At 38.7% G+C, this 24,028-nt stretch carries 25 protein-coding genes; 6 read left to right on the top strand and 19 right to left on the bottom strand.

Annotated features, from left to right (window positions below):
* Nucleotides 1-279: 279 nt before the first annotated feature.
* Complete coding sequence (locus tag CQZ96_RS17745; RefSeq protein ID WP_004723663.1) at nucleotides 280-1,512, top strand: beta-ketoacyl synthase N-terminal-like domain-containing protein; 1,233 nt, start codon at nucleotides 280-282, stop codon at nucleotides 1,510-1,512.
* An 80-nt stretch (nucleotides 1,513-1,592) separates the two neighbouring features.
* On the top strand, nucleotides 1,593-2,045 hold the full coding sequence (hemJ, locus tag CQZ96_RS17740) for a protoporphyrinogen oxidase HemJ (protein ID WP_004723664.1): 453 nt from the start codon (nucleotides 1,593-1,595) through the stop codon (nucleotides 2,043-2,045).
* Between the two features lie 33 nt (nucleotides 2,046-2,078).
* On the opposite strand, the gene CQZ96_RS17735 is transcribed toward hemJ, so the two are convergent.
* The 6 genes from CQZ96_RS17735 to CQZ96_RS17710 form a co-directional block, all read right to left on the bottom strand.
* Complete coding sequence (locus CQZ96_RS17735) at nucleotides 2,079-2,600, bottom strand: SMI1/KNR4 family protein (RefSeq protein WP_056515566.1); 522 nt, start codon at nucleotides 2,598-2,600, stop codon at nucleotides 2,079-2,081.
* A gap of 5 nt (nucleotides 2,601-2,605) precedes the next feature.
* Complete coding sequence (locus tag CQZ96_RS17730; RefSeq protein WP_105714312.1) at nucleotides 2,606-3,715, bottom strand: acyltransferase family protein; 1,110 nt, start codon at nucleotides 3,713-3,715, stop codon at nucleotides 2,606-2,608.
* A gap of 252 nt (nucleotides 3,716-3,967) precedes the next feature.
* Entirely contained in the window at nucleotides 3,968-5,398 is a 1,431-nt protein-coding gene (locus CQZ96_RS17725; RefSeq protein WP_004723666.1) for an amino acid permease, read from the bottom strand.
* 185 nt (nucleotides 5,399-5,583) lie between these two features.
* On the bottom strand, nucleotides 5,584-5,955 hold the full coding sequence (locus CQZ96_RS17720; protein ID WP_004723667.1) for a RidA family protein: 372 nt from the start codon (nucleotides 5,953-5,955) through the stop codon (nucleotides 5,584-5,586).
* 10 nt (nucleotides 5,956-5,965) lie between these two features.
* The gene (gene alr, locus CQZ96_RS17715) at nucleotides 5,966-7,090 is read right to left on the bottom strand and encodes an alanine racemase (RefSeq protein WP_105714313.1); all 1,125 of its coding nucleotides are present in this window, start codon (nucleotides 7,088-7,090) and stop codon (nucleotides 5,966-5,968) included.
* A gap of 84 nt (nucleotides 7,091-7,174) precedes the next feature.
* Complete coding sequence (locus tag CQZ96_RS17710; protein ID WP_004723669.1) at nucleotides 7,175-8,434, bottom strand: D-amino acid dehydrogenase; 1,260 nt, start codon at nucleotides 8,432-8,434, stop codon at nucleotides 7,175-7,177.
* 139 nt (nucleotides 8,435-8,573) lie between these two features.
* Here CQZ96_RS17710 and CQZ96_RS17705 point away from each other — a divergent pair, with 139 nt between their 5' ends.
* Nucleotides 8,574-9,038, top strand: coding sequence for an Lrp/AsnC ligand binding domain-containing protein (locus CQZ96_RS17705; protein ID WP_004723670.1), 465 nt, complete (start codon nucleotides 8,574-8,576; stop codon nucleotides 9,036-9,038).
* 333 nt (nucleotides 9,039-9,371) lie between these two features.
* On the opposite strand, the gene CQZ96_RS17700 is transcribed toward CQZ96_RS17705, so the two are convergent.
* Entirely contained in the window at nucleotides 9,372-10,019 is a 648-nt protein-coding gene (locus tag CQZ96_RS17700) for an HAD-IA family hydrolase (protein ID WP_410549094.1), read from the bottom strand.
* 102 nt (nucleotides 10,020-10,121) lie between these two features.
* On the opposite strand from CQZ96_RS17700, the gene CQZ96_RS17695 reads away from it, so the two are divergent.
* Together CQZ96_RS17695 and CQZ96_RS17690 are read left to right on the top strand one after the other, a co-directional pair.
* A complete protein-coding gene (locus CQZ96_RS17695) occupies nucleotides 10,122-10,889 on the top strand; it encodes a hydroxymethylpyrimidine/phosphomethylpyrimidine kinase (protein ID WP_004723672.1) in 768 nt (255 codons plus the stop codon).
* A 105-nt stretch (nucleotides 10,890-10,994) separates the two neighbouring features.
* On the top strand, nucleotides 10,995-11,540 hold the full coding sequence (locus CQZ96_RS17690) for an XAC2610-related protein (protein WP_105714314.1): 546 nt from the start codon (nucleotides 10,995-10,997) through the stop codon (nucleotides 11,538-11,540).
* A 107-nt stretch (nucleotides 11,541-11,647) separates the two neighbouring features.
* On the opposite strand, the gene CQZ96_RS17685 is transcribed toward CQZ96_RS17690, so the two are convergent.
* The 4 genes from CQZ96_RS17685 to CQZ96_RS17670 form a co-directional block, all read right to left on the bottom strand.
* A complete protein-coding gene (locus tag CQZ96_RS17685) occupies nucleotides 11,648-12,304 on the bottom strand; it encodes a nuclease-related domain-containing protein (protein WP_105714315.1) in 657 nt (218 codons plus the stop codon).
* A 35-nt stretch (nucleotides 12,305-12,339) separates the two neighbouring features.
* Nucleotides 12,340-12,822: a methylated-DNA--[protein]-cysteine S-methyltransferase gene (locus CQZ96_RS17680; RefSeq protein ID WP_105714316.1), complete on the bottom strand. Its 483-nt coding sequence runs from the start codon at nucleotides 12,820-12,822 to the stop codon at nucleotides 12,340-12,342.
* Nucleotides 12,823-12,858: 36 nt separating this feature from the next.
* The gene (locus CQZ96_RS17675) at nucleotides 12,859-13,176 is read right to left on the bottom strand and encodes a DMT family transporter (RefSeq protein WP_105714317.1); all 318 of its coding nucleotides are present in this window, start codon (nucleotides 13,174-13,176) and stop codon (nucleotides 12,859-12,861) included.
* Between the two features lie 109 nt (nucleotides 13,177-13,285).
* The gene (locus CQZ96_RS17670; protein ID WP_004723678.1) at nucleotides 13,286-13,603 is read right to left on the bottom strand and encodes a DMT family transporter; all 318 of its coding nucleotides are present in this window, start codon (nucleotides 13,601-13,603) and stop codon (nucleotides 13,286-13,288) included.
* Nucleotides 13,604-13,892: 289 nt separating this feature from the next.
* On the opposite strand from CQZ96_RS17670, the gene CQZ96_RS17665 reads away from it, so the two are divergent.
* Complete coding sequence (locus tag CQZ96_RS17665; protein WP_228722731.1) at nucleotides 13,893-14,312, top strand: DUF6985 domain-containing protein; 420 nt, start codon at nucleotides 13,893-13,895, stop codon at nucleotides 14,310-14,312.
* Between the two features lie 50 nt (nucleotides 14,313-14,362).
* On the opposite strand, the gene CQZ96_RS17660 is transcribed toward CQZ96_RS17665, so the two are convergent.
* The 8 genes from CQZ96_RS17660 to CQZ96_RS17625 form a co-directional block, all read right to left on the bottom strand.
* Nucleotides 14,363-15,289, bottom strand: a complete 927-nt coding sequence (locus CQZ96_RS17660) for a copper resistance protein B (protein WP_105714318.1) — start codon at nucleotides 15,287-15,289, stop codon at nucleotides 14,363-14,365.
* Nucleotides 15,276-17,333 (bottom strand): multicopper oxidase domain-containing protein, encoded by a 2,058-nt coding sequence (locus tag CQZ96_RS17655; protein WP_105714319.1) that lies wholly within the window; start codon nucleotides 17,331-17,333, stop codon nucleotides 15,276-15,278. The genes CQZ96_RS17660 and CQZ96_RS17655 overlap by 14 nt, the downstream gene beginning before the upstream one ends.
* Before the next feature lie 55 nt (nucleotides 17,334-17,388).
* Nucleotides 17,389-17,799: a hypothetical protein gene (locus CQZ96_RS17650; RefSeq protein ID WP_228722730.1), complete on the bottom strand. Its 411-nt coding sequence runs from the start codon at nucleotides 17,797-17,799 to the stop codon at nucleotides 17,389-17,391.
* 408 nt (nucleotides 17,800-18,207) lie between these two features.
* On the bottom strand, nucleotides 18,208-18,894 hold the full coding sequence (gene rpe, locus CQZ96_RS17645) for a ribulose-phosphate 3-epimerase (protein WP_105714321.1): 687 nt from the start codon (nucleotides 18,892-18,894) through the stop codon (nucleotides 18,208-18,210).
* 278 nt (nucleotides 18,895-19,172) lie between these two features.
* Entirely contained in the window at nucleotides 19,173-20,297 is a 1,125-nt protein-coding gene (locus CQZ96_RS17640; protein ID WP_105714322.1) for a M48 family metallopeptidase, read from the bottom strand.
* Between the two features lie 20 nt (nucleotides 20,298-20,317).
* The gene (locus tag CQZ96_RS17635; protein ID WP_105714323.1) at nucleotides 20,318-21,424 is read right to left on the bottom strand and encodes a YjgN family protein; all 1,107 of its coding nucleotides are present in this window, start codon (nucleotides 21,422-21,424) and stop codon (nucleotides 20,318-20,320) included.
* 159 nt (nucleotides 21,425-21,583) lie between these two features.
* A complete protein-coding gene (gene fghA, locus CQZ96_RS17630) occupies nucleotides 21,584-22,420 on the bottom strand; it encodes an S-formylglutathione hydrolase (protein ID WP_105714324.1) in 837 nt (278 codons plus the stop codon).
* Between the two features lie 122 nt (nucleotides 22,421-22,542).
* On the bottom strand, nucleotides 22,543-23,961 hold the full coding sequence (locus CQZ96_RS17625) for a C13 family peptidase (RefSeq protein WP_056515613.1): 1,419 nt from the start codon (nucleotides 23,959-23,961) through the stop codon (nucleotides 22,543-22,545).
* Nucleotides 23,962-24,028 lie beyond the last annotated feature (67 nt).

Genomic DNA, 24,028 nt, shown 5'->3' with positions numbered 1-24,028 from the left:
AGCAATTTAAAATTTATTTCAAAAATTAGTGCTTCAAACCATCTCTGCTAAGCCCTGCTTATGGATGGTTTTGCCTAATTGATGTAAATATCCATCATGAATTCATATTATTATAAAAATAATAAATATATTTATTTTCAGCTATTTAATTAACTTTTAAGCATACAATATATTGTTTTAAATGATGCACAAGAATCAATATCTTTCGCCATTGAACTAAAAAAGTAAACGCGTTTAAATGTAAACATTCATTCTGTATTCTAAAATAAAGGACTTTGCATGAACCGTCGTGTTGTCATCACTGGTATGGGCATTAACTCATGTATCGGTAATACATTGGAAGCTGTTAAGCACTCTTTGGAAAATGGTATTTCAGGGACACGTCATAATTCAACTTACGAAGAACTTAATTTTAAAAGTCATGTCAGTGCCGCAGCAGAACAAGATTTTGATGGTATTGACCGTAAACTCAAGCGCTTCATGGGCGTATGTGCAATGTATGCCTACAATTCAGCGCTTGCAGCTGTTGAACATGCTGGCTTAACACCAGAGCAATTGGGCGGTAATCCTCGTTACGGTATTGCAGGGGGTTCAGGTGGTAACTCAACGGCGTCTGTTACAGAGATGGTTAAACTTTTAGAAGAAAAAGGTGCGCGTAAAATTGGCCCATTCTTCGTACCACGTAATATGTCAAACACCATTACTGCCAATGTCGGTGTTGCATTTAAATTACAAGGTGTTGCTCATTCAATCACCAGTGCTTGTGCAACTTCAGCTGATGCGATTGGCTATGCTTACAACCTAATTCAATTGGGTAAACAAGATTTAATGTTGGCCGGTGGCGGTGAAGAAGATCACTGGTCACAAAGCTTATTGTTTGATGCGATGGGCGCACTATGTTCTAAATATAATGATGCTCCAGAAACAGCTTCACGCCCATACTCAGCTGACCGTGACGGTTTTGTGATCGCGGGTGGTGGTGGTTTTGTTGTACTTGAATCACTTGAACATGCTCAAGCACGTGGTGCAAATATTCTTGCAGAAGTGGTTGCTTATGCTGCAAATTCGGATGGTGCGGATATGGTTGCACCATCAGGTGAAGGTGCTACCCGTTGTATTTTAATGGCTTTAGAAGAAGCTAAACAACATGGCGTAGATAAGGTTGACTATGTCAATACCCATGGTACTTCAACACCTGCTGGTGATGTGACTGAACTTCTTGCGATGGGTCGTGCATTTGGTGAAGGTAATGTTCCACCATTAAGCTCAACCAAGTCTATGACAGGTCACAGTCTGGGTGCTGCTGGTGTTCAAGAAGCCATTTATTCTGTATTGATGATGCAAAATGACTTTATCGCGCCAAACATCAATGTCACTGAGCTTGATGAAGGCACAAAAGGTTATGACATCGTACTTGAAAAACGCGATACAAAATTGAATACTGTGATGAGTAACAGTTTCGGTTTTGGCGGTGTCAATGCTTGTCTCATTTTTAAAAAATGGGAAGGCTAAACAAAGAATTGTTGATCATTCAAATTTAAAATAATTTGGATGATCGACATCTCGCACACTGCCCTTAAAAGGGTAAATTGATGGATGCTCCTTCAGAAGCTTTCCTTTGGGTAAAAGCTTTACATATCATTGCAGTCGTGTGTTGGTTTGCAGCACTGTTTTATCTCCCGCGTTTGTTTGTCTACCATGCCATGAGCGATGACAATCTAAGTCATCAGCGTTTCGAGATCATGGAGCGTAAATTATATCGGGGCATTATGTGGCCTTCGATGATCGCAACATTGATCACCGCACATTTTCTCGTAGACTGGGGTGATGCTACACGTCATTACCATGAAGCTTTATGGTTTTATCTAAAAGTCGGTTTAGTTGGTCTTTTAGTAATTTACCACTTTGTTTGTGGCTATTACCGTAAAAAACTGATTGGCAATGCACATTATAAATCGCATAAGTTTTGGCGATTTTTCAATGAGATGCCAACCCTGATTTTATTTGCAGTGGTGATTTTAGTGGTCGTTAAACCAACATTTTAAATTGTAGATAGAAACCTCCTAAATGGAGGTTTTTTATACATCTCGATTGGGTAAAGGCGGATCATAAGCATCACCTAAATATTGAAAATCATCTTGTAACCAATACCAGTATTGCCCTTTATTCAAATATAACTGATGTAAAAGCGCAGTAAAGTTCTGGGCAATAATAGGTGAATCACCAATCGTTGCATGGGTTTCAAAAAAGCTATCATAACATTGACCTCGTCTAGCTTGCGCCATATCAATACTGATGTATTGACTCATTTCATCTACCTTTGCGATTAAAAACCAGTCATGACTGATATCATCATTTTCCAATTCCAAATCGATTGATTCGTCTGAGAATAAATAAGTATTAATCGGTATAAATTGATGACTCGCGACGATTTCAATTGAATAAGCTTCTTGTGGAAAAAATTTTATTCCATTGGTTTCACGATAAAAGATCTTCACATCATCAGGAATATTTTGTGGCAAATTTTGTGCTAACTGTGCAGGATACACCTCACAGCTTGGATCTTGTTTTATGGTTTCTATTAACTGCAATATTTCCATTTTTATCACCCATTTTTAAGTAAAACTTGGCGTATTTTTCTGTTCATCGGTGTTGAATAGTACTTTTCAATGGCCCAACTCAATACAAAAACAGCAATAAAATAAATTGGTAATAACATTAATTTTTCAACAGCTAAGGTTTCTTTGGGAAAATAAAAAACTTTAAATAAACCCAAGATAATCAAATGAAACAAGTACATTTCATAACTACGTTGTCCAATCCACGCTACACCTTTTGACAATATAGAGCGAGATTCAGTATATGGGTTCTGAGCAAAACAGAAGATCAACATTGCTGACAATATGGCAAAAATGCTGATTCCCCACGTACTAACCTCTTTGATTGGTGCATATAAATAAACAGCGGCCATCAACAAAACAATGATTGGAACCACGATTTTTGAAACCTGTATTTTTTGTCCCATCCGCTGAGTCATTAAAGCAGTTAAGCAACCCATCGCAATTCCGTCAAAACTTGAGAAGTAATGATAAAGATAAGCCCCGCTTTCCTCGGCAAAATGTAATGAACGGAAATAAGGTGCATAAATGATGATTGCCAATAAAAATATAATAAAACCTTTACCACGGCCTAATACAATACACAAAATCGGAAATGCTAAATAAAAGGCTTCCTCAACAGATAAAGACCATAGCACGCCTAGCGCATAATTCACCCAGCCATTTTCAATGATCAGGATATTCATCCAAAAGGTAAAAGCAGAAAATACAGTTAAGCCGTAAGAGACTTCAATACCGTTTGGCGCTTGATTGATAAAGGGTTTTAGCCCCATTGCACCCAGTGCCGTCACCAGCGCCACCAGTAGCACCAAACAAGGCATAATTCGGGCAATACGGCGGATATAGAAATCTTTGAGTTTAATCTGCGCGAGTGTTCCACTTCTTTGTAAAGTATGTTGAGTGATTAAAAAACCTGAAATCACAAAAAATAGGGTCACACCATAATTACCATTGCGGGCAATTAAGGTACTTAAGCTTTCGCCAAAGATTGGTATACCTAGAAATGTGTCATGCAGTTTATAAGGAATATTAAAATGGTGGAGAAGTACCAATAAAATTGAAATTCCACGTAAGAGATCGATCTTGTTATTGCGCATATATGCTGTTGTTTAGCGTAAATGATACTATTAAACGTGTTTTTTATTTTTATTTCAGTATTTTATTTTGAATAATTTGTTAAATTTCACATTGAATCTATGCAATCAATCACGGGGGAAACCAAAAAGTTGAGCATATTACATTTAATCTAAGTGTTTAATTTTTAAAGTTAATTTATATCAAAATCTTTCATATCATAGTTATTCAGGAGATGATCTAACACCATCTCCTGATCAATTGAATATTCAACATTAAAGCTGCTGATTACGCTTTTTCATACGCGGTTTATACATCATTTGATAGGTCACCGCTAAAATAATCACCCACAATGGGCTGATGATTAAAGCTTTTAAAGTATCAGGCTCAAGGCTTAAAATCACCAAAGTAAAGGCTAGGAAGATCAAAACAAGATAAGACATCCATACACCACCCGGCATTTTAAAGTTTGATTTCTCATGCAATTCTGGGCGTAATTTACGGTAGCGTATATAACACACCATAATAATACTCCAGATACTAATGAATAAGATCACACATAAGGAACTGGCTAAGGTAAATGCTTCAACGGTATTTGGAACAAAATATTGTAGTGCTGCACCTGCCATAATAAAGCCACAAGAGAACAACAAACCTTTTGCAGGAACGGCGCGTTTAGACAGCTCAGCCAACTTAGTCGGTGCTTGCCCTTCTTTAGCCAATCCAAACAACATACGACTGGTTGAAAATACACCGCTGTTCATCGATGACATTACCGAGGATAAAACCACCAAGTTCATAATCACAGCCGCTGCACCAATACCAGCATGTAGAAACAATGTGACAAATGGACTTTGATCCGCAGGAATTTCATTCCAAGGGGTTACCGACATCACGATAAAGAGTGCCAATACATAAAACAAAATAATACGGGTCGGAATCGCATTGACCGCTTTAGGTAAGTTCTTTTCAGGATCTTTGGTTTCTGCCGCCATAGTACCGATCAGCTCGACACCGACAAAAGCAAACAAGGCAATTTGGAAACCTGCTAAAAAGCCACTTGCGCCTTTCGGGAACATGCCACCATGCGACCAGACATTGCTAAAGCTTGCAACTGAACCTGTTGGTGCTTGGAAATGGCTCAACACCATATAGCCACCAATAAGAATCAATCCGACAATGGCTAAAATTTTAATCAAAGCAAACCAAAACTCAATTTCACCAAACAACTTTACCGTGAGGAGATTAATCCCCAATACCAAGAGTACGCATCCGGCACTAATTAAGGCTTGTCCCATGGGGGTAAAAGCGGTTCCGTCTGGAAGCCAAAAATTGAGATAATTGATAATTGCAGCTAAATCCGCAATACCCACTAAGATCCAACCGAGCCAGTATGACCAGCCAATATAATAGCCAGCACCCGGACCAATTAAGTCATGTGCCATATCAATAAAGGATTTGTAGTGCAAATTTGAAAGTAAAATTTCACCCAATGCGCGCATCAGGAAAAAGAACATTGCACCAATGATCATATAAATGATCAGAATTGAAGGGCCTGCAAGGGAAATGGTTTTCCCAGAACCCATAAATAAGCCTGTACCAATTGCACCACCAATCGCAATTAATTGTAGGTGACGATTGGATAATTTCCGTTGTAGCTCATTTGGCGACGATGGTACGTCATCTGAATGGCTTGAAGTTGTCATAAAAATATCCTTTTTGACAATTTTTTGGAGGTAAAACCCGCTTGTGGCATAAGAACATTCCCGTTCTATTGTTCTACCTAACGCGAACTGGGCCACATGGTTTACATGTGTCCAGCTTTAATTCGGGGCAAATACTGCTTTAATTATTGACAATAATCAATTCTACTTTATGACAAGAGATTAATTTATGCCTGCGCCGCAATAACTGCGATCTCAATCAACCAATCTGGATTAACCAAATCCGCTTGAATTGTTGCGCGAGATGGTGCAACACAGCCTTCTAACCAATCAATCCAAATGGTGTTAAAAGTTGCAAAATCATCTAAATTTTTGATGTAGACATGAGCAGACAATAAACGTGATTTATCAGTATTTGCCTCAAGCAATAACTGATCAATCGTTGCCAAGATTTCTTGAGTTTGACCAATAATATCCTGTTGGGTGTTTTTAGGAACTTGGCCTGACAAATAAACCACTTTATTGAAAATGGTGACTGCACTCATCACTTGATTGCTGTTGAGTTTTTGAATGTCTGCGTGTTGAACGTTGTTTGACATGTTGATGTCCTTATTTTGAAATTTTAAAATTGACCCGTGCAGTTACACCACACATGAGCTCATAACCTACGGTTCCAGAACTTGCTGCAACTTCATCAATCGGCAGTACAGTTCCATTTGAAGACTGTCCCCAAAGTACCACTTCACTTCCAACTCGCGCATCTGGGATATGGGTTAAATCAACCGCTAACATGTCCATGCTGACACGACCAATAGTTTGGGTTCGTACAGAATTAACCAATACTGGTGCATCCATAGAAATACGTTGGTAACCATCTGCATAACCACATGCCACAATACCGATTTTCATGGCTTGGGTTGCTGTGAATTTAGATCCATAACCCACTGTTTCACTCGGCTGTAAATCTTGAATTGCAATGATTTCACTGCGTAAACTCATGCTTGGTTTAAGATTCCAATCTTGAATTGAATGTGTTGGATAGTCTGGAGAACTGCCGTACAGCATAATCCCGCTACGAATATAATCTGAACGTAAATCTTGTGAATGTCGGAGAATGGCCGCACTATTTGAAACTGAGCGCTGACCGTCTAAATCTTGAATGGTTTGTTCAAAAATAGCCTGCTGGTATGCAATCCCAGATTGCCCCAAACGCTCACCATCAGCATCTGAAAAATGCATCATATGCGTGATAGATTTCACCACATCGAATTGCTTTAATCTCTGCCACATTGCCCGATACGCATCAGGTTTAAAACCAAGGCGATTCATTCCTGTATTCATTTTTAAAAATACATCGAATTGCGTCTGTGCTGGATTGTCTTTGAGAGATTGGCTTTTAAATTGTTCTAGCCAATTCACTTGATCTTCATTATGCAGGCTAAAACTTAATTGATACTTTTCACAATCCAATAAATCATCTGCTGAAAAAATGCCTTCTAAAAGCAGAATTGGGCCTGTCCATCCCGATGTTCTTAGGCGTTTTGCTTCATCGATATCCAACAAAGCAAAACCATCTGCGGATTTGAATGCATCATAGACACGTTCAATACCGTGTCCATAAGCATTGGCCTTGACCACGGTAAAAACTTTACTTTGTGGCATAAATTGACGGGCGACATTCAGGTTATGCAACAAAGCATCCTGATGAATGACGGCAGTAATTGGTCTAGGCATTTTATTCATCCCTGAATATGGATTGGCGTTGTAAATTATTTATCGCTAAACAATTTATTTATCACTGTTTTAACAAAGTGGCACTTAAGCAGCGTGTGGATAACGCTGAATAGATAAACCTTCGGTACTGATATCGGTTTGATGATTAAGTACCAGATCACTGATCAATTTTCCTGAACCACATGCCATCGTCCAGCCTAAAGTGCCATGTCCAGTATTGAGGAATAAGTTTTTAAAACGTGTTGCGCCAATAATTGGTGTGCTGTCTGGGGTCATTGGGCGAAGACCGGTCCAAAATGACGCTTGTGCCAAATCACCACCTGGGAATAAATCTTGGGTCACCATTTCCAATGTGCCACGGCGATCCGCATTTAAACCATGATTAAAACCGCTTAATTCCGCCATTCCACCAACACGAATACGTTGATCAAAACGAGTAATCGCGATTTTATAGGTTTCATCCAAAACTGTAGATTGTGGTGCAAATGTTGGATCAACAATTGGAATAGTTAAAGAATAACCCTTCACTGGGTAAACAGGTAAATTCAATTCCAGCGGCTTTAAGAAATCACGTGAATAGCTACCAAAAGCCAATACATAGCGATCAGCAGTTAACACTTCACCATTGACCACTACACCTTTGATTTCATCACCTTCAACCACCAATCTTTCAACATTTTGGTTGAATTTAAACTCGACACCTAAACCTTTGGCTAAATTGGCTAAAGCATTGGTAAATAAATAGCAGTCGCCTGTTTCATCATTTGGAAGATGTAAACCACCGACCAATTTATCTTTGGCATGTTCTAATGCTGGTTCAACTTTAGCAAGATCATCTTTAAGCAATAACTCATGTGGAACACCACATTCTTTGAGTACAGCAATATCACGTTGAACCATTTCTAATTGAGCTTCATTACGGAAAACTTGCAACGTGCCTTTTGAACGGTTTTCGTATTCAATGCCAGTATCTTTACGCAGTTCTCTTAAACAGTCACGGCTATATTCTGCAACACGGGTCATGCGTTCTTTGTTAATTGCATAACTTTCTGAGTTGCAGTTTTTAAGCATTTGCGCCATCCACTGCAACTGCCACATACTGCCATCGATATTAATCGCGAGTGGTGCATGATGTTGAAACATCCACTTAACCGCTTTAAATGGAATACCGGGTGCAGCCCACGGTGTCGAATATCCTGGAGAAATTTGACCTGCATTACCAAAGCTGGTTTCTTCAGCTGGACCTGCTTGACGGTCTAAAACTGTTACTTGTGCTCCTTGCTGCGCGAGGTAATATGCACTTGCTACGCCAATCACACCACTACCTAATACTATTACACGCATTTCTTATCCTTTATGCATTTACTAGTTTATTTCACTAGTATATTTTTGGTTCAATAGTTTATTTCACTATTTTTAATGCTAAAATTTAGGTGTTTTAATTTATTGTCGTGAAAAATGATTAAAAAAAAGGGAATAATTGATGCGTAAATTAGACCGTATAGATCGAATGATTTTAGATATTCTTCAAAATGAGGGTCGAATTGCCATCAGCGAATTGGCTTCACGGGTCAGTTTATCGACCACACCTTGTTCTGAACGCGTCAAACGCTTGGAGCGAGATGGTATCATTATGGGCTATCATGCTCGTCTAAACCCGAAACATCTTGATCGCAACTTATTGGTTTTTCTAGAAATTAGCTTATCAGCAAAGTCTGGTGATGTGTTTGAACAAGTGGCTAAGGACTTAATGGAAATACCAGAAGTACAAGAGTGCCATCTTATTTCGGGAGATTTTGATTATTTAGTCAAAGCCCGACTAAAAGAAATGAGCGCTTATCGACGCTTACTTGGTGATTTACTTAAAAAACTTCCATCTTCAGCCTCTTCACATAGCTATATTGTGATGGAGGAAATTAAGGAGTCATTGTATTTGGATGTGCGTTAATTCCATCATTTTACCTTTAGACGGACTGACTTGGGATGCATTGCAGATTTGAATATCTCTCCACCTTAAAGCCAAGTTTTACTTCAAGTGAATCGTAAATTGAGCGGTGATGGGTTTAAGCGTTTAATGCTTCCACATCATGCAATATCTCTACCTAATTTGGTGAATAACATTAAAAGACTACTGGGGATTTAGTCCCTGTTGAAATATGTGATTGCTACTAACTAACTATGTGATTACGCGTAAAATCCCCAACACATCGATAAAATATTCTCGGTTGGGGATAATTAAGGTGAATTGGAATTATCTCAAAAGTCTGAACTAAAAGCAGATTTAGAGTAGGTTTAACAATTCAGAGAACTTTGCAATTCTTGCTTTCGGTGCTGCTTCGTCCAATTCTTGTTTTGAGCCATATCCATATTCTACCGCAATGGTTTCAATCGCATTTTTACGTGCACCAAAAATATCATGTTCCCGATCTCCCACCATCAAACACTCTTCTGGATTTAACTTTTCTTTTTCAAGGATATAAGTGATTAACTCACCTTTATTGGTGCGCTCGCCATTTAACTCACTGCCATAGGGATAATCAAAATATTTTAATAAATCAAAATGATCTAAGATTTGACGTGCATAAACTTCAGGTTTTGCGGTGGCTAAAAACAGTCGATAGCCCTTACTTTTTAAGGCTTCCAAAGTTTGCGCTACATCATCAAAAACATGATTTTCAAATAAGCCTGTTACAGCAAAACGTTCACGATAACCCAATAAAGCTTGCTCAGCTAAGAGGTCATTTGCTTCAACATTGAGTAGCTTTGCCAATGATGCCTTTAACGGTGGACCAATAATCCAGTCGATATTTTCACTGTCAGGAATCGGATGCCCAACCTTTGCAAGTCCATAACGTGCAGATGTCGTAATACCTACTTTTGGGTCGGTTAATGTGCCGTCGAGATCGATTAAAATATTCTTTATCACCATCCAATCCTTTAAATCTGTGTTTGAAACAATTATCAAATTACTATCGAGTGTTCTCGTAAACTTGCCTATACTAACGTAAATTTGTGAATTAAGGACATCATCGTGCGCCCTACTGTACTTTGTTTTTCAGGTCTAGACCCTTCTGGTGGTGCTGGTATACAGGCTGATATTGAAGCGATTGGTCAAAGTGGCGCACATGCGGCAATTGCTTGTACAGCATTAACCATTCAAAACTCTCAACAAGTTTTTGGTTTTGAAGCCAGCTCCAAAGAACTACTGCTTGCTCAGGCCAATGCTGTTGTCGGTGATTTACCTATTAAAGCCATCAAATCGGGGATGTTAGGGACCACAGATAATATTGCTGCGCTGGCTGAGTTTTTACGTGAACATCCAGATTATCTATATGTACTTGATCCTGTTTTAGTCGCAAATAGTGGTGGCTCACTGGGTAATCAAGAGACCTTGGTTAAAGCCTTTATCGAACTAATTCCACTGGCAACAATCATTACCCCAAATACTGTGGAATTACGTGCCTTAACAGCAGAACAAGACATAGAAAAAGCCACAGCCAAGCTGTTTGAAATGGGCGCACAAGCTGTTCTGGTAAAAGGTGGGCATGAAGATACCCCAGACTATATTCGCAACGCCTTGTATGTGAATGGTGAAATGATCGCTGAATCTAAATGTCCCCGTTTAGAAGGTGAATACCATGGTTCAGGTTGTTCATTGGCAAGCTTTATTGCAGGACGTTTAGCACTAGGAGATCCGCTTAAAATTGCGGTACAACATGCTGAAACATGGTTATTTGGTGTATTAAAAAATGCCGAAACGCCGATTGAAGGTGGCCAAAAAATTCCAAAGCGCTTTTAAATGTTGAATATTGCTCTTCACTTTTGAAAATAGCATCCAAGTTTCACTAAACAACTGAAACTTGGAAATTCCCCTAAAACAATGGAAAAGACAATGAGAATAATAATGTACAAAACACTCACGACAACAATGCTATCAAGTTTACTTTTAACCCCATTCGCATTTGCCCAACCTCAACAACAAACTGTAAATCGCAATATTAACGATGTAGTGAATGGGCAAAAAACCCATTTTATTTTTAAAGATGGCGATGACGAATCAGGTCAACTCATCATTCAAACACTGGCTAAACAGCAAGCATTTGATCTTGCAGAATTACCATTTGAACGAAAACGACAGATTCATTTTCAAGACTATAATTTTGATGGATATACCGATATTGCTGTGTCTACACCTGATATGGGAATGGGGGTTTATTCTATTTTTGATATTTTTCTCTATCGACCTAAAAGTAAAGATTATCAAGTGTTGGACCAAGAAAAATTTGATTTTAGCCATGCACAATGTTCTGGATTAATGGATCTCAAACTGATTCCCCAGAAGAAACAAATGACTAGCTCATGTCGAGGTGGTGCAAGATGGTGGATCGACACTTACCAATTTAAAAATGGGCAATGGAAATGGTTAAAGTCTAAAGCCGCAGATGAGTGATTTTTCCCCCATCCTCTGCTGATCTTAATGCCACAGTTACAGCATACGGATCCAATCATACAAAAAATATAATTTAATCAGTACGATGTTGATTATGAGTAATATGTTCATTTCTCAGTATATTTATCTTTAAGGCTTTGTATATGTTGGCGATTGGTTTTCCACGACTTTTCTAAAATTTCTTTCTCTAGACGATACTGAATACGTTTTAATTTCATTGGAGAAATGTTGATTTGCTTAAATTGTTTGACATAATCTGTCCAACCTGCACCACGAAAGACATTGTTTGGCATTTGGGTTTTAAATTCGCAATCAGGCATAAAAACCACGATTGAATGGATCTGAGTGGAATCAACAATATCTGTGAGCACACTTTCTAAAACTTTTTGGTGCTTATAATTTTGATGTAATGGATTTTGGAACTTATAGCTCTTTTTATAAATCTTTTGTGTCCAAATCTTTTGACGCTCGCCACCAAATATCCAACCTTTATAATTCTTTGTTTCAATGACAAAAATACCATAAGGGCTTAATAAAATATGATCTATTTGGGTGGTCTGATTTTGCTCATCAGGCAGCGTACAATCATTCAATAAAATATAATTTTCTTTGTCTAAATAGAGTTTTACATGGGTGCTGACAGCAAATTCACCTATTTTCCCTTTTAAAAAGGGCTTAAAGAATTTAACCAGCGTAATCGCAACCAAAAGTAAAACGATCCAACCTAAATTTGATAATAATGGTGCAAAAATTTGAGCAATCATTTTAAATTGTAATGTAATAATGAATAGCGTTGAGTCTATGGCACTTGTTCAATTTTTAAAAGAATATCCTTATTATCCAACCCACCCGCAAAACCAACCAATTTACCATCGGCCCCGACCACACGATGACATGGCGCAATAATAGAGATGGGATTTTTACCATTCGCTGCGCCCACTGCCCGAACCGCTTTGACATTTCCAATCTGTTCTGCAATCTCTTTATAGCTACGCGTTTCACCAAATGGAATCGTCAATAAAGCTTGCCAAACTTTCTGCTGAAACTCAGTCCCAGCAAAATCTAACGGTAAATCGAACTGGGTTCTTTTTCCTTGAAAATATTCATCCAATTGTTTCGCCGTCTCCAACAAAACAGGATGTGTATTATTTTTAATTAATTCAGCCAAACGAACCCGTTTAGGATTTTCATTTTCCCAAAGTACGGCAACCAAGGCATGATCATGGGCGACTAATTTTAATATCCCGACTGGGGAGCTCATTTCCATAAATGAAAGTTGCATGTCCTTATTCCCTTTCCAACTCACCAACAGCTTAACTTAGCTTGAAGATAATTTCATCAAAATAAGACCTGAAACAATCAATACAGCAGCCAACATCCGCATCGCTGAAGCTGCTTCACCTAAAAAGAAAATTCCGACGGCAAAAGAACCAATCGCACCAATCCCCGTCCACACGGTATAAGCGGTACCAAGTGGTAATGTTTTCATTGCATAAGAAAGTAATGCAAAACTTGCAATCATAAAGATGATGGTCAAGATACTCGGTGTCAGCTTGGTAAACCCGTCAGACACCTTCATAAAATATGCCCAAACTACCTCAAACACACCCGCAACTGCCAATAAAACCCATGCCATTACACATTCACCATTTTCTATTGGGTGTTTCCACTATTGATTACACCATGAACTACACATAAAAAAAGTGCTATCTCCTACAGAAATAGCACTTAAACATTTCAATAAATTAAGACGAAGAAAGTTTCATTAAAACTAAGCCAGAAACAATCAGTACAGCAGCGAACATACGCATTGCTGTTGCAGGTTCACCCAAAATAAAAATACCAACCAAGAATGAGCCTATCGCTCCAATCCCAGTCCAAATGGTATAAGCAGTTCCCAATGGCAAAGTACGCATCGCATATGCCAATAGACCAAAGCTTAAAATCATGAAAAATAAGGTGACAATACTTGGTGTAAGCTTTGTAAAACCTTCGGACAATTTCATACTATATGCCCAAACGATTTCAAAGATACCTGCGAAAATAAGAAAAACCCAAGCCATGACCAGCTCCAAATTTAAATTAGAATCAGGCCGTCCTGACGATTTTTCTCAAATTGAGGGAGGTCGTTCCTCCTGAAGAAGCCTAATTATATCAACTCATGTTGAGGAATTTATTAAAATTTACAAAATTTGACCTTTTTTACATTTCGAATAATTTTTTTTCATGAGGCTTACTTTATGATCAAGCATGCTAAATATAAAAATCAGGGATCAAAACCATGAAACATGATTATTGGGGTGATATCCACCCGAGCTGGGCTGGGTTTAGTTCAGAAACATTTTTCTCACATTGTTTTTTAATCAAAATGCTGATCGGGAGATTTTCTTAGGGGAAGAGTTTGATGAAGATGGCGATGAAATCGAAGAAGCGCCCAATCTTGATCAACTCAACGCTTTTGCAAAAACCTACCAATTATTTATCAACAGTATTGAACAACATGTTCAGACCATCCAGCAACATGCTTTTGAACGCTATCAAAAGCTTTATGCACATTATTATGAAAATCCAGAAAAATCAGGTGAGGCTGCATTGAATATTCAGGATGTGGAAGCTCACAATCCTTATATTCAGACCATGTTAAATTTGCGTGTGAGTGCACCAGATACCTTAACCCTCTCTATTCACTATGATTTAGACACAGAGCATGGAATGGAATTTAAATTTGTAAATAACCAGCTTGAACGTGTTGCTGGCATTGCAGAAACGTAAAAGGTCACTCCCAAAGAAGTGACCTTTTGCTTTATACGAAAAATGAAAGCTTAGAATCTAAAACGCAGACCAGCACCATATAACCAACCTGATTCGGAGTTAGTTGCAGTTTGCCATGCTGTCTCTTTATTACCCTTAGAATATGCATAGGCCACACTCACATAAGGCATCACCTTTTTTGTGATTTCATAACGGGTTTCTAAACCTGTTTTAATACTGTTTAGGCCTGTTTTTTGGGCATAGCGTGAATCATCGCTAAATACCACATTTAAATCTAAATAAGGCTTTAAAATCAGCTTTTGAGTTAATAGTAAATCACGTTCAGTTTCTAGGCTAAATGCAACCCGACTGTCCTGTCCGAAATACAGATAAGCATCTGTTTCAAAAAAGTACTGCGCCAAGCCGTGTAAACCCAAAGCCGCATCTACACGTTCCTGATCAGTGCTTCGTTCAGGATTATCACTGTAACGCACACCCGCCTGTACATCCCAAAAATCAGCAATGTTACGGCTATAGAGGGCACTTAGATCATATTCTATTTTGTCTGATTCAGCCTTACTGGAGCCCCCTTTAATGAATAACTTATTTTCATCAGTACCTATGCGTAACTCTAAAGATGAATCTAAAGTACCTTTTCCATCTTCATCCAGCATCCAAGCATTATCAATAGTCACTCGCTGATAAACCTGCGCACCATGTTCTTTACGATGATCATGGGTACCATGCGAAGCTATGCTTTCCTCACCCGTAGTGGTTGTAGGCGCTTGATGATGTGTATGATCTACAGGATTGCTTTGCTCATCCAACTGATTCATTTTTGAATGATCCATGCTTGAATGATCAGTCACTACAGTTGATTCAGTCGCAATACTCGCATCACTTTGCATCTGATGCCCTTCATGGGCCAAAGCCAAACCACTCAGCATAAGTAATGAACTTGCCAGAACTGATTTAGAAAAAAGATTAATGATTTGCATGTTGGTCTCCTTTCACTTCAGCCTTTTGAGTGGTATTTGTTGTTTGAACTGGCTGGGTGGACACTTTGCCATCACTCACATTGGCAACAATCAATTTATTCATCATCCCTGCACTCATGTGGTAGAGCAAATGACAATGGATTGCCCATTCACCCAATTCATCAGCGGTTAATAATGCTGTGACTGTTTTTGCAGGTGGTATAACAATGGTGTGTTTATTGGGCATATCCACAGCAGGCTGACCATTTTCCAGTTGCATAAACATGCCATGTAAATGCATTGGATGCGCCATCATACTGTCATTGATAAATTTAATTCGAATACGTTCGCCGTATTTCACTTTGAGTGGTTCAGCATCACTGAATTTTTTACCATTAATCGTCCAAACATAACGTTCCATGGTTCCGCCTAAGCGAATCACGAGTTCACTGGTAGCATCACGAGTATCAGGTTGTGGGGTTAGTGATTTTAAATCACTGTATTGCAGTGCTTTATCTCCTTGCGGGGTCGAAGCATTTGCCCACCCATAAACCGCTTGGTCATTTTTTTGAACTGCAGATGAGCTGTTATGCTGTGAATGATCCATAGCTTGGGTATCATTCGTATTCATTTTTGAATGGTCCATAGCTTGCATATCATTGGCATTCATTTTTGAATGGTCCATAGCTTGCATATCATTGGCATTCATTTTTGAATGGTCCATACCCTGCATAGCATCAACATTCATTTTTGAATGGTCCATACCTTGCATAGCATCAGCATTCATTTTTGAATGGTCCATGCCCTGCATAGCATCAGCATTCATTTTGGAATGGTCCATACCCTGCATATCATTCGTATTCATTTTGGAATGGTCCATGCCTTGCATATCTTTCACATTCATTTTTGAATGATCCATGCCTGACATATCACCCATACTCATCTTGGAGTGATCCATTCCTCCGCCACCATGACCTCCCATATCTTCCATAGTTAGCACAGCACGTGGACGAGCAGCAGGCATATGAATAGCAGCACTTTTTGCTGTTAATTCATTGTGGAGTGTTCCAATCGCAAATCCTGAACGGTCAATAGACTCTGCCTCAATCTGATAATGATTGGTTTTAGGTTCAACAATCACATCATAGGTTTCAGCAGTACCTATACGAAATTCATCCACATCCACTGGCTTTACAGGTTGTCCGTCTGCACTGACTACTGTCATTTTTAGCTGAGGAATACGTACATCAAAAAACGACATTGCCGATGCATTCACAAAGCGTAGTCGAACTTTTTCATTTGGCTTAAACAGACCCGTCCAATTTTGTTCAGGGGTTTTTCCGTTTACAAGAAAGGTATAACCCGTCACATCAGACATATCCGTTTTTAACATACGCATCTGATTCCACATTTTGCGATCAGACCACGTTGCTTTTAGACCATCACGTTGTAACTGTTTCCAAACATCCCCTAAGGTTTCACGTCGATTTTGATAATATTCTGCGGAAATTTTTAGGTTTTTTTGGATCTGGTCACTGGTTTGCTCATGAAAATCCGACAACATCACCACATAATCACGATCTGTGCGTTCATGCACTGCCAGCGGTTTTTTATTCTTTGGATAAATCACTAAAGAACCATATAAGCCATCCTGTTCTTGGCCTTTCGAATGGGCATGATACCAATAGGTTCCACTCTGACGAACTTTGAACTTATAGACAAATTCTTCGTTGGGTTTGATCCCGTTATATCCATTAAAGCCAGGTACACCATCCATAATGCCTGGCAATAAGAGACCATGCCAATGGATCGATGAATCTTGGTTCTTTAAATTATTTTTAACTCGAATCACCGCTTCATCACCTTCTTCAAATTCTAAAAGTGGTGCGGGAAACTGGCCATTTACAGTAATTCGTTTTACCGGTTTACCTGTTACATTGACGATTCCTTCATCAATGCTGAGTTGATATTCTTTGATTGCGGCAATTCCCCAAGTTGAGGAGACCAAGCACAATGTCGCAATCAAGCTTTGAGCTAATCGCTTTTGAGATAACTGAATAAACATAACTTAACCTAAATTTTAACAAGCAATTTTGAATAAAAAAGTGTCTAAAATCAGATTAAGCTTTTGGAGGGCGTAGGATTTCTTGCCAATGCCCTGCGAGGTGCTGAGCTTGGTAATTGATTTGATAGGCTTGAGTATTGTGCAGGTGATCAGGTGCAATCAATTTTGGAATATCAGGATTGAACCAAACCACTGAAGATTGGCATGAGAATGCAGCACAATCTAGACATTTAGTCAGTTGCCTATCTTGAGATTGAACCTGTTGATTATGGCAATCTTTTAGATTTTGCGCCTGTTGCTCATGATTGAGATGCGAGTTTTGATCATTTTGTTTTTGTTGTATATCTGCACAGTGCTGTTTCATTTCTTGTACAACACTGTTTTTCATCATCGATTGATGTTCATCTAAAAGCGATGAATTCATCATTTGCTCATGTTGCATCACATTTACAGATGCAATAGACACACTACTCCACCCTATGGCAAAAACCATAAGACAAACAAACCAAAGCCGTTTGTGCAGTTGTCTAAACAAAACTAAAACCTATGTTTTAATCTAAGATGAAGCTAAAGCATAGCCAATAATGACGAGTTTGGCAAATATCACGCGGAAAGATTGCCAATATCACTGAATAATTTTGCATCAACTGCACTTTGAATAAAAAATGAATAATTAAATTGATGAGTAGCGGACTATTCTTATTAAAAAAGAGCTCGTTTGAGCTCTTTTTAAACAAAAATTGCATGTGTGATAAACGATTGATCACCCTTTGATTAATCTATACCCAGCTTATCCATATGCTTATCAACATGGTTATCCATATAGTTATCATCAAAGTTATCCACAATTCACACAATACATTTGTGGAAAAGTTTAAGCCGAAACTTGTCCAACTTTTGCTAATTCAGCGCGCATTTCGTTAATCACAGCTTGATAATCAGGTTTACTAAAAATCGCCGAACCAGCAACAAACATGTCTGCTCCCGCTTCAGCAATTTCACGGATATTTGCTGGCCCAACACCGCCATCAATTTCTAAACGAATGTCACAACCTGAAGCATCAATAATTTTACGTGCCTCACGTAATTTATCCAAAGTGGTAGGAATAAATTTTTGACCGCCAAAGCCAGGGTTTACACTCATCAAAAGCACTTGATCCACTTTATCTAAAACATAGTCGAGATAGTGCAAAGGTGTTGCTGGATTAAACACTAAACCTGCTTTAGCACCACCATCTTTAATCAATTGTAATGAACGGTCGATATGATGCGTTGCTTCAGGATGAAAAGTAATAATATCTGCGCCTGCTTCTAAGAAATCACCAATCATACGATCAACAGGGGAAACCATAAGATGCACATCAATTGGGGCTTTGATCCCATATTTCTTTAATGCCTTACATATACCCGCACCAAAAGTTAGGTTTGGAACATAGTGGTTATCCATGACATCAAAGTGGACAACATCTGCACCAGCTGCCAATACATGTTCCACATCTTCACCCAGACGGGCAAAATCAGCAGATAAAATTGAAGGTGCAATCAGATATGGCTTGGACATGAAACAACCTGGCAAAGATAAAAATTTTTCCTATTATAACAAACTTACCCTACTGGGTTGTTTTAAAAAGCAACAGTTTTACTCATCTTGGTTAATTTATCAGATCATAGCAATCAACCTAGTTTAATCAACGACTGCCTATTACTTGATGATATGGGTTTTAACGAGTGCTCTGGTCTTTGAGAAAAATACAAAAAAATAAAGGGCTTAATTAAGCCCTAGATCAAGTCACCGCCACCTTGCATAATCTATAGATAAGCATCGCTTATCTTTATTGTTTAAGGTTTAGCCTGTTGTTTTTTCTCAAAATCACGAACCATTTTAACGCGTTCTTCAGTTGCAGGATGTGAAGACAATGCATCAAAAATCTCTAAAGAGCTCTCTTTTTCAGTAGATTCATTTTGAGGTTGTTTTTTATTTGGATCCGCTTTTTTATCAGCTTCAGCCGTTTTGCCTGCTTGCTTTGGTTTTTCTTCCAACGCAGTTTCATCACCTAAGCGTTGTAAGAAGTTAGCAAAATGAGACACTTCAATGCCTTTACGATCCATCAATTTCAGCGCATACATATCCGCCTCAGCTTCAAATTTTCGTGAATAATTTGCACCGATCATCGCAGCAGGTAACGAGGTCAATAGGTCTGAACTGTCTCCCGTCATAGCAATATACAACACACTTAACCCCAAACTGGTCAAGCCTTGCTGTAAGCTATGCCGTTCAACCAAATGCCCTTGCTCATGTGCCAATACACCTAAAATCTCTTGATCACTATGCGCCATTTCAATCAGCTCATCGGTAACAATGATCGTATTGTTGGGTAAAGCCACTGCGTTGGCACCCAATCGCCCACCTTCACGAAAGACCAATTTTGCTGGCTTTCCTTCAGCGATGGTATTTAGATATTGCTTGGAAATTTGATCTTTTTGACCTTGTGCCAAATGACTGGGGTTAGTCCAATTATTCAACACATATTTTTCCGCTTCATCGCCTAATTTATTCAAACTATTTTCAGGCAACTGAAAAGCAACATAATGTGATGCCGCCGGAACACCCCATTTTACTAGAGCAAAAACAAAAGCCACCACAAAGATGATACTGAATACAATTAAACTTGGAGAACGTTCTAATTTCCAGATCGAATGCTGAACATTTTTAGTCCCAAAATTAAACCATTCTGGTAAAGCCCCCTGAAATTCAATCCGTGCGTCATCTTTAAGTTCAATTGCAGGATTTAATTGCCCCAGTGCGCCAATTAATTCCATATCGCGATATGCATAACGGCGTTGATGCTCTAAACGGTCACCATACTGAATCAGCACTTCGAACTCAGATTGAGCAGAAAGTTGGGCATGGTGTGGTTTAGACACCACACCATCATAGAAAATGACTTCTATTGGTCGTGACATAAATTATTCAACTCATATCATTATAAAGAAACATCAATGTCGAAGATGTCACTAATTTCTTCAGCTAAAGCACTTTGCTCTTGCTGTGCAAGATTCATCATTTGATCTGGATCATCATGCAAAATTAAACTCATCGAATCAACTTGATATTTGTGAATACGAATTGCCGCCCAGGCAGACATTAAACCAATGCTTAGAATTTTAACCAGCCAATTTGATGCCACAATCCATGCATAACGCCATTGATTACAATCTGTTTTAAATTGGCTGCTTCCAACCGTTGTATTGTTCCATGTGGTAATAAAAATACGTGCCGCGATTAATGGATAAATAAACAAACCTGCCACAGCGTACATCGCAAAGACACCAAAGATAAAAAAGTTTGGCGTATACCCTGCAATAAAGCCGATAATTCCGAAATAGATAATGCCAAATGCCAGCATAATTCCAAAAGACATAAAAATTGGAATGTAAACTGCCGCCATATAGGCTGACCAATCGGCATTCAATTTAAAATCCAACTGCCCTGCATATAAATGATCGATGTAGTATTTTTTATACAACCAGATCGCAACAGGAGCAAATATCCCTAAACTAAAAATATAAATTAGAATACTCAGAAAAAAGACTTTATAGGATTCTTTTGTGGTTCCCGCAAAATAAAACCGGCTGTTGCCGAATTTACTGTTTCTTGCGGTAAAGCGCATTGTTGCCCGAATAAGCCATGGCACTGCTGCATACAGCACCACTAAACCAACCACCGTCGCAATCATGGAATACTGCGAGGAGATTGAAAAGGCGGCATAAATACCCAATGCAATCAAACGTCCAACTAAAATTTTGGTGGGGATACCAGTAAAGTCAAAACGTCTTTTAAAGAATTCAGTATTACCATAAAAATAACGTAAACGACGTACTTTCGCCCAAGGCGCGTACAAACTTAAAGTAATGATGGTCAATAAGATATTCACAATCCATATACCAAAATATTCCATCGCATCACCGTGAAATTTAAAACGGTGAATTCTAGGAGATTGCTGATCTACGGGCTGCTGTATTTCTGGTGGTGTAGCGCCTTTTTCCAAATTCAAATGACTCGGAAATGGAGGCGGTATTTGTTCTTGCATATTCTTCTCTTTATTCAAATTATTTGATGACAATCTAAAATGATATGAAATAAAAAACCTCAAAAACCAGTTTATATTTTTTCTGCGCTGAAAGAAATAGAGTAAAAGCAAACAACGATTTACTTTTACTCAAAATTCAGTTTTTGTTAGACGATTCAATTATTTTTGTAGTTGCAAAGCGTGAAATTGTAAATGGTCATCAATAAAACTTTGAATGAAATAATAACCGTGATCATAACCTTCATGAAATCTTAATGTGAGTTTTTGCCCAACTTTATGACAGGCTTGTTGGTATTTCTCAGGGTTCAATTGACTATAAAACTGATCTTTTATACCTTGATCGATAAGCACTTCGTCAAATAACTGACCTTTAGAAAGTAATAATTGGGTCGCATCATGCTTTGTCCACTCAGACTGATCAGCGCCTAAATAATGTGAAAAGGCTTTTTCACCCCAAGGGCATTCTGTCGGTGCACAAATCGGTGCAAATGCTGATACTGATTTAAAATAATTTGGATATTTCCAAGCCAGTGTTAACGCGCCATGCCCGCCCATACTATGACCAAAGATTCCCACAGCTTCAGATTGAATCGTTAAGCTTTTTATTAGCAATGGATAAAGTTCATCTACAATATAACTTTCCATCTGAAAATGCTCAGCCCAAGGTGCTTGAGTTGCATTGAGATAGAATCCAGCACCCTGCCCCAAATCCCATGAATCGCCTTGTGCAACCTGTTCACCACGAGGTGATGTATCAGGTGTAATCAAGATTAAACCAAGCTGAGATGCCAAGCGCTGTGCATGCGCCTTTATGATAAAGGTTTCTTCTGTACAGGTCAGCCCTGCTAAATAGAATAATGCAGGACATTTCTGCCCTTTTAATGCTTGAGGCGGAAGATATGTCGCAAACTTCGTTGCCCCTTTTAAATAATTTGACTGAGTTTGGTAAATTCTTTGTTCACCATCAAAACAGATATTTTTACTTAAAAGTTCCATCAGCGCATCGCTCCACATTTTGATCTTTAAATTGTTTAGGGCTACCGTCTTATAGCATCAATAGATTCAACTCAATATAAATTAAAGCGCTTTTGCTTTCGCATTTAAAGCGTCGTTATTTATCATGGCTTTTGTTGCGTATCCAATTTTACATTTTGGGTTTGTGCAGAAGTGATAACACCCTGTTGTGGAAATAAATGTTGTTCCAACTGCGGTAACATCATTTCCATATTTTTCCCAATCACCCATTGCGGCTCAGATGGATCAAAACCTTGTGCATTTTCCCATTTTGCAACTGTTTCAGTCGCTTCTTTAAATGCGGCTTTGAGAGAACCTTGCTCACGCATTGCCTGATCAAAGAAAGCTCGACCAAAATAAGTATAATCGGCTTCATTTGAACATCCAAATGAGGCACGATCTGCTGCTGAAGCAGTAATAATCAAAGTATCTGGTGATTGGAGTGCTGAAACAAAGCTACCGGAATAACAGGCTGAAATCACAATCACTTTCCAGCGAATACCCGATTTATCGAGGGTTTCTCTTAACCATTTTGGATCGACATCATCCAAATTAATCGGTTCATTTTCTAGTTCAAAACGATTAGGTAAGCCATGAGAAGTCATATAAAGAAATAATACATCACTTTCGCGATTCATCTGTTGGCCAATACGGCGTAAAGCAAGGTCGATACTGGTTTTAGACGCAATAGGAGTGTCTTTAATGCTTTGTGGGTTATTGACCAACTCAACAGAGCGTCCAAAGGTTCCAAAGCGGGTATCAAATTGTTCTTTAATTCGATCTATTTCAAATTTGAACACGTCTTGATAACTTGCACCAGCAACACCTAAAAAGTACCAATGCGTTTGAGCAAACTCACCAAACTGAACCTGTTCCAATGCCTTATTGAGTAAATGGCTTTGTGCATAAAAAGCATTTTCACTGATCGTTGGAGGAACGTCTTCTACTTTCCAAATCGGCTGTTCCTTAATCGAAACCTGCCAAGTGAACAAAGTGGCTACAGTAGCAAACATGATCAAAGCACGTTCCCACCATGGCCATTTTAATTCTCTTGAAAATACCCACACCACAGCAAGGCTTTGCCAAATAAACAAAGCAAAAAATAGCAGTGGGATTACATCGTAAGTGAAATAAGGTAGTAGATCTTGATTGCCCAAATATTGCAGCAAGCATTGAAACAACATGATGTGCGTATCAAGCACCAGCCATAACAGTGCTGGAACCAACATCAAACGCGGATTATTGGTTCGTTGTGATAGGAAAATCCCTACAATTAAGGCAATAAAAGGCCACAATGCGTAGCTGACAAGACCTTGCCGATTAAAAACACCACCATCACCAGCAACTAACCAGCTAAATAGTGTATTGGCACCTGCACCCAACAGCCCCCAAAAAATCAATTGAAGAATCGATGGACGAACAATTTGTAAAGACTTTCGCGAACCTAAGAATAACCAAATCCCTGCACGTTGGTTACTTTTCAAATCATGCCAAAAGTTAATCGAGGGTTTAAGATCTATCATAAAGATTCTGTTAAGGCAGTGGCTTCAATCAGCCTATCTAGTTTAGGCTTGGCTAAAAAATTATCAA

Origin of the sequence: Acinetobacter sp. MYb10 (assembly GCF_002980175.2) — a bacterium.
GTDB classification, from domain to species: domain Bacteria; phylum Pseudomonadota; class Gammaproteobacteria; order Pseudomonadales; family Moraxellaceae; genus Acinetobacter; species Acinetobacter guillouiae.
Note: the sequence above shows the minus strand (reverse complement) of the source record. Positions and strands in the feature narration are given on the sequence as shown.